Raw genomic sequence first — 13313 nt, 5'->3', positions numbered from 1 at the left:
TATCACCTCGGAACTATCGTAACCCTCCAAGGTTAAAGCCAGCGTACATCCAAGTTTAAGTTTAGTTTAAAAAGAAACCTCTTCTGCCTGCGTTCAAACTTCCCGATCAATCCCTTAGCCGCTGTATAGATAGGTACGGACACCCGCATCTGAGCTATCTACCCGCTTCCGCAAGCCCATCTCACGAATCAGCAGATCGACAATGGATAAGCCAAGTCCTGTGCCCTTCGTACCCGAATCCGGCTGAATTCCCGGTCCGCGATCCTCGATCACTACGGCAGTTCGACCCTGAATCTGCTCCGTGGAAATGCGAATATATTTTCCGCTTGCCGCATGACGAACTACATTTTGAAACAAATTATCCAGCACACGCCGCAGCCCTTGCGCATCTACATCCCAGATTAACGGAGTTTCAGGCAGGTCAATATCGATCTCAAACTCTTCCTTCTCCCACACCGGATACCAGGAAGCAGCAGCTTCCCTTATCATACGCAGTGCATCTTTCTGCTCCAGTTTTAAAGTATATCTTCCACTAGTCAGCAGATTATACGTGAGCAAATTGTCGATCAGTTCACCAAGATCCTGTATCTTGCCTTCCATTCGACTCAGTGCCCGCACGCCTTGATCACTTAGGTTTTCTTTATTCAGTGCATGCATATGCCCGCGAATTACCGTAAGCGGTGTTCTCAGGTCATGGGATAACCCTGCCACAAGCCGTTTGCGAAGTTGCTCCTCTTCCCGTTCACGCTGAAGGCTATCCGTTAACTGATGTACCATCTGGTTAAAGGATTCCTCCAAATGTCCAATCTCATCCGATCTCTTAATGTCCACTGGAAGTGGTATACCCTCCTTGCCCGGGGTAACCATAGCAGATTGCAAGTGAATCAGTCGTTTGCGAATTTTGGCGAAGAACAGAACGGACATCACAATAAAGATCACAAACACAATCAGCATCACTGCCCCGAAATAGATGAATTCTAATACCCCGTTATTGGTGATGTTTTGAATGAGCTCACGAGGGACTTCAATCACCATAAACCCTTGTCCCTTATTCACATTTACTCCGCCAATAAAAGAAACCACGGTTAGAGGATCGCGATACAAGGCTTCCTTCATGAACTGAACCGTATCATTTGGTGTCCATCTTGCCGGGATTCGGGTCTCTGCTTTTTCTCCAGTTGCGAGCGACCACTTCAGAATGACGTCTGTATTTAAAGACGCCGGCTCCCCTTCCGAGGTGACTGAAGGATGCAATGATTTAGACTTCAGTACATCCGCCTCTTCACCGCCAAGCACTAACTTCGTTCGGCCTGCCGCATCTACACGATACATAGCCGATTTAGGGTATTTCTCCTGCAGTTCTTTCATCCGTTTATCTATGATTTGGTCAGAAGCCCCGCCCAGCTTTTTGGATTCCATAGCCCACAGTTCGGTAATTTGGTCAGCGTTTCCGTAAGGTGCTTCTTCACTAGAGCTTACGTTATTGATGACTACAATAAAAACCGTTGCTACCATCGGTACCACAACAGGTACAAACAGAAAAGCTGCCAGAATCAGTAGCATGTATCTGGACATCAGTGATCGCCCAAACTTTATTTTGGGACGGATAGGCTGTCCTGTTTCACTGCCTCTGTTCTGTTCAGACTTCCTTGCCTTCCGTTCTCTATACCATCTGATCATGGCTTCTTCACACGATAGCCAACACCGCGTACTGTCTGAATAATGACAGGATTGGCCGGATCAATCTCCAGCTTCTCGCGCAGATGCCGAATGTGCACCATCAACGTTTTGTCCCCATCCAGATAAGACTCGTTCCACACCGCTTCATAGATCTGCTCTTTGGTGCGAATCATGCCCATATGCCGAAGCAAATAAGCGAAGATGTGGAACTGTTTACCGGATAAAATAATCTCTTCCCCCGTCTGCTCATTCACGATCCGGTTATCCTGCTCATAAATCGACAGATGATCCAGCTTAAGTACCGCTTCACTTGAACCTACTTTGCCTGCTTTCCGCAGTTGAACCTCAATTCGCGCTGCAAGCTCGTCCGGATGAAAAGGTTTGGTCACATAGTCATCGGCAAAATCAAGCCCATGCAACTTGTCATCAATGGATGTTCTGGCCGAGAGCATAACGATGGGCACAGCAGGATATTCTTTTTTTAATCGCTGGCCTACCGTGAATCCGTCGAGCCCTGGCAGCATGACATCCAGAATGACTAGGGAGCAGTCTGCCACAGCCTCGGTGGCCCCTTCACCGCTCCCAAGCCAGACGACCTCATATCCACGCTCCTCCAGATCTTCTCTCACCCATGTTGCAATTTCCGTATCATCCTCAATGTATAACAGTTTGTTTTTCATCTATGTACTCGTTTCCTTTCCGTTCCCTTTGGGTTAATGATGTATCTGGGCGGCAATGCTTATCTTTATGATTTTTGGCTTTAAATTTTGAATGGGGCGAACCTCCCCGCGAGTTTAAATGCAAGCCTGGTTGCACAAGCTACAATGTCCGTTGCCTAGGCCTCAGTACATTCCATGTCGCTCGTTTAGAGCCTGCCCTCTCTTTTCATACCCTCATTATAACGCAATCTGCAGTCACGTAATATGAAGCTATATCTTTCAGCAATAATGTCTACATATCACCTGTATTACTGTACTACTAGCATATTTAATCGAATTTAAATGAATTGGTCTCTGCTTACTTCATTCATATCTGACAGGAGGAATTACATATGCTGCTTGAAGCCATCTTCCACCAACCGAAACGAAACTGGGCCTATGCCTATGATCAGGATACGATTCGTCTACGTCTGCGTGCCAAAAAGAATGATCTCACCGAGGTGTATGCCCTGACTGGAGATAAATACGCGTGGGAGGAAACAAAAGATATGGTTCCTCTGACCAAATTGACGTCAGACTCTATGTTTGACTACTACGAGGGGGAAGTGAGACCTCCGTATCATCGATTGAAGTATGCTTTTTTGCTCAAAAGTGGAGATGAACACATCTGGATGACCGAGACGGATTTCCAAGAGGAGGAGCCCGATGACCCAGGCCGCATGTTTCAGTTCCCATATCTTCATGCCGGAGCTGTGTTTACACCCCCAGCATGGGTGAAAGATGCTGTGTTTTATCAGATTTTCCCCGAGCGCTTTGCCAATGGCAACCCGGATATCAATCCCAAAGAGGTTGAACCTTGGGGCGGTGAACCTACACCCTTTAATTTCTTTGGCGGTGACTTGCAGGGTGTAATCGACCACCTTGATTACCTCAGTGAACTGGGCATTAATGCGATTTATTTTACTCCGATTTTCGAAGCTACAACCAATCATAAATATGATACCGAAGACTATCTGCGCGTCGACCGCCATTTCGGTGATGCTGACACCGTGAAGCGTCTGGTGAAGCTGTGTCATGAACGGGGTATTCGTGTACTGCTGGATGCCGTGTTTAATCATTCAGGCAAAACATTTGCTCCTTTTGTCGATGTACAAAAGCTTGGTGCCAAGTCCAAATACAAGGACTGGTTTCACGTACATGAATTCCCGCTGGACGTGAAGGATGGCATTCCAACCTATGAGACATTTGGATTTGAGGCTCATATGCCCAAGCTGAATACAGAGAATCCCGATGTGAAGGCCTACTTGCTCGAAGTAGCGGAATATTGGATCAAGGAAGTTGGCACGGACGGCTGGCGTCTTGATGTAGCTGATGAAGTGGACGATGCTTTCTGGAGAGATTTCAGGCGGGTTGTTAAGGAAGCCAACCCAGATGCCTACATTCTAGGTGAGATATGGAACGAATCTTCTTCCTGGCTACAAGGGGACCAGTTCGATGCTGCCATGAACTATCCGTTCACCGCCGCCGTAAATCATTTCTTTGTGGAAGATAAGATGCACGCTGAACAATTCGCGAGTGCCCTTGGCAGGCAGCTATCTCGCTACCCACTTCAAGCGAGCGAGGTGGCATTCAACTTACTCGACAGTCATGATACTCCGCGCCTGCTTACCTTGTGCGAGGGCGATCAACGCAAGATGAAGCTGGCTGCCTTGTTCCAGTTCAGTTATATGGGAGCCCCATGTATCTATTATGGTGACGAGATCGGGCTCGACGGAGAACATGATCCAGGTTGCCGCAAATGCATGGAGTGGGACGAAGCGAAGCAGGATCGGGAGCTACTTCACTTTTATCAAAAGCTGATTGCTCTGCGTCATGCTCATCCTGCACTGCGTGCAGCAGGAACCATTCGTTTCCTGCAAGCCCAGGAAGGCGGTAGCCAGCTTGTGATGGAGCGGCAAAGTGACGAGGAACGCATCCTCATTCTGTTCAACCGTTCTGAGGAAACCGCCATCGTTGAACTGGATGCAGGAGAGCAACCTTGGACGGAGCTGTTTGAGGGCAACCATCGCACCGCTCTGGAAGACGGTGTGCTTGCCATTGAACTGCCTGCTTACGGATATGCCGTGATGCGCACAGAAGTAAAATAGATGCCTTTTGGAAACAACAATAAATGACTGCCTTCTCCAATTCTGAGTGGTTGACTGCTATCTTGGCGGTTTAGGCAAACTGGACAAACAAGCGTCTCGCATAACCTGAGAAAACCAGGTTCGCGGACGCTTGTTTGTTATGAAGTAATAACGACTAACATGCTCTAATTACTAATTTAATTGATAATCGGAACTTGGTTGTGTGCTCCTAAGCTATCTGCCCCTGTCCTGTATATGATCCACTTGCTATTCTGCCTCTGAGCCTGTTGTTGATGTTTCGGATGACTCATCCGGCAAGCGCTTGGCCTTTGGCTTCGCCAGCTTCTCCATCATCTTGCGGCCTGTAGGTGTCTGAGCGAGCCCACCTTGCGCTGTCTCGCGGTGACGGCTTGGCATCGCACTGCCTACCTCCAACATCACGTCAATGACTTCGTCAGACGGAATGGCACTGCGTACACCAGCGAGTGCCATATCTGCGGCAGCCAGTGCAGTAACGGCACCGAGTCCGTTGCGCACGATGCATGGAATCTCTACCAGGCCAGCAACCGGATCGCAGATGAGGCCCAGTGTATTTTTCAAAGCCAATCCTACAGCATGCACTACCTGCTCCGGCGTCCCTCCACGAAGCTCCACCATCGCACCGGCAGCCATGCCAATCGCTGATCCTACTTCCGCCTGACAGCCGCCCTCGGCCCCTGAAATAAATGAATTGTTGGCGATCACGTATCCAATAGCACCGGCGCAGAACAATCCATTCACCAGATGTTCATCCGTCCAGCCAAATCGTTCCTGCGAGCTGATAAACACACCCGGAATGATGCCACAAGAGCCCGCTGTTGGCGTAGCCACGATCCGTCCCATGGAGGCATTCACTTCCGATACGCAAAGTGCATAGGCCATGGCAAGGGCAGAAGCATCGCCAGAGCATGTTTCGCCTTGGCGAATATATTCGGCCATCTTTTTCCCGTCCCCACCCGTCAGTCCGCTACGTGAGGTGGTATCTTCTGTAAGTCCTTTACGAACCGCTTCTTTCATCACCTGGTAGTACTCCGACATTTGCTTTACGACATCTGTTTCGGGTGTGTTAGTCTCCTGCACCTGCTCTTCAATCATCAACTGTGCAATCGTTTTGGACTCCGCAGTGCAGATGGTGTTCAATTCATGTAGATGTTTAAACCGCATCCGGATCACCCCCTCTCTTCAGATCAATCACACGAATATCCAGCATATGATCCAATGAACGCAGCTTGTTCAACGTGTCTTCACTCGGCGGTGCATCCATCTCCATTGCTGTAAGTGCCTCACCATCACGAGCCTTTCGATCCACTTGCATATAGCCGATATTCACTCCGGATGAGCTAATGGTTGAGGTCACGGATGCCAGAACTCCTGCTTTATCGGCATGACGCAAAACAAGTGTCGGAAACTCTCCACTGATCTGTACGCGAAAATCATTTAATGCATGCACAGATACACTGCCGCCACCGATGGAAGCGCCTATTAAAGAGCATGCCCGTTCGCCGTGCCACAATTCAATCTTGACCGTGTTCGGATGAGGAGCCGGTAGACCGCTGGTGTAAAATTCAACCTCCATGCCTGCTTCATCTGCATATTGCTCTGCATCCGGTATACGCGGATCATCTGTAACGTAACCCAGCAAACCACCGATTAGTGCCAGATCTGTTCCATGTCCCTGATAGGTATCCGCAAATGAGCCATATAACGTAAGCCTTGCACGTTCCGGTGTACATCCCAGCCACTGACGCGCAATTCGTCCCAATCTTGCAGCACCGGCTGTATGTGAACTGGATGGTCCCGTCATCGACGGGCCAATAATTGAAAAAACATCTTTAAATCGCACCTGTTAACCCTCCAATTGGTTTTGTCATCGATATCTGGACAAGACCCACCACAATGTTCCTGATTTACTGATTGATGACATCAAAAAAGGACAGAAGAAGGCCGTTAGCCCTCTCTCTGTCCTTGATACCTGAGAGTTTCATGATTTTAAGCCAGGAAGAACAAGGCCGAGTACACGCAAGCACTCATCTGTTCAGCAATCTGACAATCATATACCCCTTGGGTGGCGCTTCTTCCGCGCACTCTCCAGAGTTGCGTCCAACGACGGTACATTTACCTGAGAGATTAACGGTTATGCCGGGTGCATAACTGCTTGCTCCTTCGGTGCCCAAGCCATCTGTACAGTACAGTTCTACATCTTAAATTGCATTAATCATGCCTACTTGTACTGTATTGCATCATCCTGCTAGGTCTCTCCCGCTCGTTATCATTCGCTATATTCTGTTATTCCATGAATGAAAGTTCACCATTCTGCCATGCATTCAATCATATACAGCGTAATATGCCATACGCTATATGTCAATAAAAGTGACGTAATCTCGAAGCACATCACTTTCTATATACGATATGCTCCTTTCGTTCATATGGTTCAAAGCTTGTTCATTTTTCTCTATCCGCAATATTATTTCGCTTGCTTCGTTATTTGCAACTCATCTACCCACATCTGTAGTTGTTCTTCTGTCCAAAAATCATTTTCGCCCATGACCGAATAACGAAGACCATCCTCGCTCCACGACAAGTTCCGAATGATAGACATATATGAACCTTCTGTATCACGAATGTTAACTTTCTTTTCCTCTGGAAGCAGTTTTTCATTACCGTTTTCCCCTGGTGCTTTAAATACGGTCATGCTGATCTCTGGTTTGTTATCCTTCACATAATACAGTGTCACTTCATCCCGGCCTTGTTCACCCATAGATGAAATGAGCTCAATTCTCGATAATTTCATATCCGCTCCGATATACTGTAGGAAGGGCTGACCCACGGCCTGCTCTGCTTCTTCTCGTGTGATTTCTCGGTTATTCATCACGTCATTCATATTTTTCACTTCTACATCTGCAGGAATATCCAACGTAAACGTCTTGTCTGTGAACTCAGGATTGTAATTGATCTGGTCATATAGAAACTCTGACTTGGTATCCCCATACGTACTCGTGGCTTTCACAACCATCCACTCTTTAGGGTTTATCCAATACTCCGAAGACATGGAGAGTGAATCCTTATCCTTCGGAGTTAGTTCAATATGAATGACCTCCTGGTCCTGAAGCTTTTCCTGACCCAGCATCTTCACATTATGGTTATCACGCATACGTTCCAGTTGATCCACCAGCATCTGCTTCTGGGTTTGGTTGGGTTCCTGCTGGAGCGCTGATGAATCCATCGCAATAGCGGTCTTCGCCTCTTCTTCATAGAGCAGAATCTCTGAACCGTTATGAACCGCATAACTCACGTTTCCGTTTTCATCGGTCTCGATCCGCTTTTTCCCTGTTTTTCCGTCGACCCATTCCTTCACGTGTATCGTGCTCGTAATCTCACTATCTGTCCACATCTTCATCGTACCTTCGGCATAGTATGACCCTGGCCCAGACTCGGATGCAATTATTTTCTCAATCATATCCGCTCCTGACATCCCAAGCATATCTTTCTCTGCGCATCCAGCAAACAATGAACCTGCAATCAAGGCCGCTCCCATCAGCTTCCATCCCATTTTTATCATCATTCTCACCTTTCCTTAAGTTATATCCTGTGTTTCATCCGGGTTCCTTCGTTCCGGCAATCGACAAACAGCTACAGTCCCATATCGTTCAGAGGACCACATGCGTATATCTCCTCCATGCTTTAATGCGATTCTCTTTGATATGCTTAATCCTAATCCAGAGCCTCCTGCATAACCGCCTAGTTGCTCTTTGTGATATTGAACGTACGGCTCAAAAATCCGCTCCAGCTGTTCTGCCGGAATAGGAGGGCCTTCATTTTGAACGATAAGCAGTGTCGCACCATTTCTGTACGCATCCAGTTCTGCCCCCAGTGATGGATCGATCCATTCCGCCAGTTCTGATGCTGAATCCATTACAGCGAGCCCGATGCTACCTTGGGGAGGAGTGTAGCGAAGCGCGTTATGCACTAGATTATCGGTCAGACGCATCAGGGATTCAGGATGAATTCGATAGCAATGATTGGTCCGAACAGACATCTTCATGTCATACTCATCACGTTCCGCAAGACCTCCGTAACTGCCAAGCAGCATCTCAAAAAACTCTTCCCCTTCTACCTCAACCATAGCAAGCTCTGAATCTCTGGAACCCAATGCTGTGTACATCTCCAGCTCACCGATCATCTGTTTCATACGCTCCACATTTCTAGCGATGACATCTCTATACTCCTGTCTCTCTAATTGTCTAGAATCTCTCTCCATACTAAGTGCTTCCGCATAAGCACTGATGGACATGAGAGGTGTCTTTAGGTCGTGTGACAGAGAAGCTACAATCATCTCTTTTTCTTTTTGTTGCCTCTCCACTTCCTTCTGGGTCTGCCTGATGGTTTGTTGCATCGCATCAAACTGCTTTAACAACATACCCATCTCATCACTGAGACCGTTGACCGGGATCTCATCTGGTTCTTCTCCATGGGCAAATCCATGCATCCTGTTTATCAGAACTTTCATAGGGAAGAAAAGCTTGCGGGATAACAACCACAACACTGTTCCGTACAAGAGAACAAAAAATACCACTGATCCACCGATAACCCATGTCGTTCGAAGCGATATTCCTTCAAGCCGATCCTCACGCAACATCGTTATTTCATAAATCCCTACCAGCTCCCCTTGATCCCAAACTGGTTTTTTCAATGAAAATGTGCGGTGTCGAATCTGAAGATGATACAGATTTCGATATAATTCAGAGCTTCTTACCGTATATCCACCTGTTGACCAAGTAATATCCCCGCCAGATGTGTACACCCGAATCCCAGAAGGTAGATAAAGATTGAAACTTAGCTGTTCGCTGGCAAGCGCAGGGAGGGTTTGATCACGCTCAGACGAATTCAGCTGATACAGCGTTGGATCATTTAAGACCTTTTCTATCGGTGCAATGCGTCCTGTCATTTCAACATACTCCGCTACTGCACGGTGATTTTCATAATAGCTATATAAGGAAAATAAAGCCCACCCTGCCGCCACAGGCAAAAACATCACGATCAGGAACGCAATCATCAGCCAATATTTCAGTTTCATTTAACCCGTTCTCCAATAAAGCGGTATCCACTGCCCCATATGGTTTGAATCCAGCGCGGCTGGTGCGGCTCATCTCCCAGCTTGGCCCGCAAACTTTTCACGTGCACAGTAACTGTAGCGGCGGAGCTTCCTTCTGCCGATTGACCCCACACATGTTCGTAAATCTCTGTTTTCGTAAAGGCTCGGTTGGGGTGCGAAGTCAGCAGCATTAGCAATGCTCCTTCTTTAGCTGTGCACTGCACCTCTATACCATTCAGTCTCACCTGCTGATTCAGTGGGTGAATCGTTAACCCATCGTTGTATTGCTGAAGCGATGCATTGGACTGACCACCTTGATATCTACGATATCTGTTCAGGTGGGCTTTAATTCGAGCCGTAAGCTCCGCCAAACTAAAAGGTTTGGTGATATAATCATCTGCGCCTAAGCCAAGTCCTTCTAGTTTGCTTTCTTCCTGGGTCCGGGCACTCATGATCAATACCGGAACATCGCTGATCAACCTGACATGTTTGCATACTGTAAATCCGTCCATCTCCGGCAACATTAGATCAAGTAGGACAAGATGATATAATCCGTTCTTGAAATCTTCCCAGCTCTCCAGTCCACTTGATGCCCAGGTCACTGCATACCCTTCACGACGAAGATGGTCCATTAAGATCCGGGCAATTTCTGGATCGTCCTCTACTAACAGTATGTTATTCTTGTCTGTCATTGCGCTTTCATCCTCCCTGGATTAAAGTGTAGCGAAAAATACTCGTGATGCTGCAAAGTTTATAGTTTCTTTAGAATTACAAATCGTCTATATCCCAGATCTCTAAACCGCACTCTACAACAAAAAGAGCACCCTGAACTTCAGGACGCTCCGTCTCATAATGAAATTTCAAATAAGTTGCCGCTTAACTCATGTAATGATTTCTCGATATTTATTTATCCTAGCATGGTGCATCCTATCCGGCAAACATTTAGATAGAGCAAAACAAGGCTCCCGGATAGACTAATCCAGAAGCCTTGTTTTTGTTTTCAATTAACCAAAACGCCCCATAATATATTCCTGCGTTAAGCGATTGTCCGGGTTAGTAAAAATGTGCTCCGTCTCACCATGCTCAACCAGACTTCCCAAATAAAAATAAGCGGTATAATCCGAGATGCGAGCCGCCTGCTGCATGTTATGGGTAACAATAACGATGCGTAGCTCCTGCTTCAGCTCCGAGATTAATTCCTCCACTTTACCCGTAGATACAGGGTCAAGCGCAGATGCAGGCTCGTCAAGCAATAGGATCTGCGGGTCTACAGACAGTGCGCGCGCGATACAGAGACGCTGTTGCTGTCCACCTGAAAGTGCCAAGGCTGACTCATGTAGCCTGTCTTTCACTTCATCCCAGAGAGCAGCACGGCGCAAGCTTTTTTCCACGATTTCATCCAGTGCCTTCTTACTTTTTGTACCGCGGTAGCGGGGGCCAAATGCGATATTGTTGTAAATAGACTTGTGAAAAGGGTTTGGCTTCTGCCACACCATGCCGATTTTCTGACGAAGCTTGATTACATCCGTCCCCGGTTCGTTAAGGTCATTGCCGTCCATCCAGATATGTCCTTCCGTGCGGGACCCGGCAATCTCATCATTCATCCGATTTAACGAACGAAGGAATGTGGATTTCCCGCAACCGGACGGCCCGATCAGGGCCGTTACACTCGCTTCGGGGAAAGTCAGGCTGATCTGCTTCACGGCCTGAAAATGTCCATAATATATGCTTAACTGTTCCGTACCAAAAGGTATGGCCATGTGGATTTCCTCCTTATTTCGAAGCTGTCATACGGCGGTACACAACCCGGCCGATCCAGCGCGCGCTCAGATTGAATGCCAGTACCAGAATGACCAGCACGGCAGAAGCCCCTGCTGCAACTTCTTTGGAATCTGGTCCGATGCCTTCACTGTTGACTTTCCAGATGTGTACAGCTAGTGTTTCCGCAGGACGAAGTGGATTAATTGGTGATCTCGGACTTGTTGGATTCCAGTCCGTAAAGTCCAGCGGTGGACTACTCATACCCGCAGTGAACATCAGGGCCGCTGCTTCACCGAAGATCCGACCGGATGCCAGAATGGTGCCCGTAATCAAGCTTGGCAGTGCCACAGGCAACAGGATGGACGTAATGATCTTCCATTTGGACAATCCAAGAGCAAGTCCTGCTTCCTTCTGCTCTTTGGGAACGGCTCGGAAAGCTTGCTCTGTCGTCCGTACCATAAGTGGCAAGTTGAAAATCGCCAGTGCCATCGCACCCGATAAGAGTGAGAAGCCCAGGCCAAACGTATTTACGATCAGCAAAAGTCCGAACAAACCGATAACGATCGACGGGAAAGATGACAATACTTCGACAACCAGTCGAATGAAACTCGTAATCCGACCCGGTTTGGCATATTCCGCCATATAAATACCTCCGCCCCAGCCGAGCGGGATGGTAATAATCAACGTTAGTACAAGCAAAAAGATAGAGTTAAAGAGTTGCGGTCCAATACCGCCGCCACCTTTGAGCAATTGCGGTGCACTCGTCAGGAAGTGCCAGTTGATCTGACCGATCCCCCGGAACAGAATAAATCCGAGTAAACCGAGCAAAAGTACAACAATGAATAAAGCCAGAATCACGATGACTACTGTTGCAATTTTATCCGCTGTTTTTGGCTTCATTCTCATACCCGGTTCCTCCTTTCAAGCAGGCGAACCAGAATGACGAAGACAAAGGTCATTACCAGCAGGACAAGCGCCATGCTCCACAATGCATTGTTATGAACAGAACCCATCGTGGTGTTACCCATACTCAGGGTGATTACACTTGTTAATGTTGAAGCGGATTCGAGCAGGGATGTCGGTACATGCGGCGCATTACCGATGACCATCTGTACAGCCAATGCTTCACCAAATGCACGAGCCATACCAAGGACAATACCTGTCAGCAATGCAGGTAGCACCGTCGGAATGATTACCCGATAAATCGTCTGCCAGCGTGTTGCGCCAAGCGCATAAGAAGATTCACGCAAGCCCTTAGGCAAAGCAGACAACGCATCTGCCATGATACTCGTAACTGTAGGCAGAATCATGACGGACAACACCAGACATCCGGCTGCAATCCCAATGCCGGGTCCTCCGAAGATACTGCGTAACATCGGAACAATTACGCTTAGACCGATAAATCCGTATACAACGGATGGAATACCGGAAAGCAATTCAATCGCGGGCTGCAAAATCTTTTTACCTTTACCCGGTACAATCTCGGTCATAAAGAGTGCTGCACATAGACTAAGCGGACTTGCAATCAATGCTGCAAGCAAGGTGGTTGTAAAGGAACCCGTGATAAACGGTAATGCACCATAAACGCCAGGCTCACCTGTAGGATTCCACGTTTTTCCGAAAATGAACTCACGCAGGCTGACGCCATCCTGGAAAAAGGTTGATAACCCTTTGGATGCGACAAAATATACGATGGAAAACATGACAACGATCAGGAAAACGACACATATCGACGTGTAGATCCGTCCCGTCCACTCTTCCCAGTAATGTTTCTCTCTCAAGGGCCGGCGTGGTTTCAGTTTATTGTTCATCACCGTTCCCCCTTCGGTCTGTTCCATAACAACCATCCTTCTATAGTAGAATTAGTGCAAAATATGGGATAATTTCTGAGCAAACCGCGCAAAGAGGCAGGACCTGGGTCCGCCTCTTTCGCTGTATGCGCAAGTTCAAAGAATG

Annotated in this window: 11 protein-coding genes and 2 riboswitches; of the genes, 1 reads left to right on the top strand and 10 read right to left on the bottom strand. The window is 47.6% G+C overall.

Annotation, left to right across the window (positions count from 1 at the left end):
* Positions 1–114 precede the first annotated feature (114 nt).
* Together ACT89M_RS02540 and ACT89M_RS02535 are read right to left on the bottom strand one after the other, a co-directional pair.
* Positions 115–1680, bottom strand: coding sequence for a sensor histidine kinase (locus ACT89M_RS02540; RefSeq protein WP_308722983.1), 1566 nt, complete (start codon positions 1678–1680; stop codon positions 115–117).
* Complete coding sequence (locus ACT89M_RS02535; protein ID WP_154891416.1) at positions 1677–2360, bottom strand: response regulator transcription factor; 684 nt, start codon at positions 2358–2360, stop codon at positions 1677–1679. Before ACT89M_RS02535 ends, ACT89M_RS02540 begins: the two co-directional genes overlap by 4 nt.
* Positions 2361–2731: 371 nt before the next feature.
* On the opposite strand from ACT89M_RS02535, the gene ACT89M_RS02530 reads away from it, so the two are divergent.
* The gene (locus tag ACT89M_RS02530) at positions 2732–4486 is read left to right on the top strand and encodes an alpha-glycosidase (RefSeq protein ID WP_308722984.1); all 1755 of its coding nucleotides are present in this window, start codon (positions 2732–2734) and stop codon (positions 4484–4486) included.
* A 246-nt stretch (positions 4487–4732) separates the two neighbouring features.
* Here ACT89M_RS02530 and sdaAA read toward each other — a convergent pair whose 3' ends face one another.
* From sdaAA to pstC, 8 genes are all read right to left on the bottom strand, one after another.
* A complete protein-coding gene (sdaAA, locus tag ACT89M_RS02525; protein ID WP_154891418.1) occupies positions 4733–5668 on the bottom strand; it encodes an L-serine ammonia-lyase, iron-sulfur-dependent, subunit alpha in 936 nt (311 codons plus the stop codon).
* A complete protein-coding gene (sdaAB, locus tag ACT89M_RS02520; protein WP_154891419.1) occupies positions 5658–6347 on the bottom strand; it encodes an L-serine ammonia-lyase, iron-sulfur-dependent subunit beta in 690 nt (229 codons plus the stop codon). The genes sdaAA and sdaAB overlap by 11 nt, the downstream gene beginning before the upstream one ends.
* Before the next feature lie 114 nt (positions 6348–6461).
* Positions 6462–6598, bottom strand: a riboswitch (glycine riboswitch).
* Positions 6599–6602: 4 nt separating this feature from the next.
* A riboswitch (glycine riboswitch) is annotated at positions 6603–6776 on the bottom strand.
* Between the two features lie 192 nt (positions 6777–6968).
* Positions 6969–8072 carry a LolA family protein gene (locus ACT89M_RS02515; RefSeq protein ID WP_487344980.1) on the bottom strand — a complete coding sequence of 368 codons (1104 nt, stop codon included), beginning with the start codon at positions 8070–8072 and terminating at the stop codon, positions 6969–6971.
* A 6-nt stretch (positions 8073–8078) separates the two neighbouring features.
* Positions 8079–9578 carry a HAMP domain-containing sensor histidine kinase gene (locus tag ACT89M_RS02510; protein ID WP_154891421.1) on the bottom strand — a complete coding sequence of 500 codons (1500 nt, stop codon included), beginning with the start codon at positions 9576–9578 and terminating at the stop codon, positions 8079–8081.
* On the bottom strand, positions 9575–10288 hold the full coding sequence (locus tag ACT89M_RS02505) for a response regulator transcription factor (protein WP_154891422.1): 714 nt from the start codon (positions 10286–10288) through the stop codon (positions 9575–9577). The genes ACT89M_RS02510 and ACT89M_RS02505 overlap by 4 nt, the downstream gene beginning before the upstream one ends.
* Positions 10289–10600: 312 nt before the next feature.
* Positions 10601–11356, bottom strand: coding sequence for a phosphate ABC transporter ATP-binding protein PstB (pstB, locus tag ACT89M_RS02500; RefSeq protein ID WP_154891423.1), 756 nt, complete (start codon positions 11354–11356; stop codon positions 10601–10603).
* 13 nt (positions 11357–11369) lie between these two features.
* Positions 11370–12257: a phosphate ABC transporter permease PstA gene (pstA, locus tag ACT89M_RS02495; protein ID WP_090919024.1), complete on the bottom strand. Its 888-nt coding sequence runs from the start codon at positions 12255–12257 to the stop codon at positions 11370–11372.
* Between the two features lie 2 nt (positions 12258–12259).
* A complete protein-coding gene (gene pstC / locus ACT89M_RS02490; protein WP_373323268.1) occupies positions 12260–13195 on the bottom strand; it encodes a phosphate ABC transporter permease subunit PstC in 936 nt (311 codons plus the stop codon).
* Positions 13196–13313: the final 118 nt, after the last annotated feature.

It is taken from the genome of Paenibacillus sp. NN59, assembly GCF_057597225.1.
Note: the sequence above shows the minus strand (reverse complement) of the source record. Positions and strands in the feature narration are given on the sequence as shown.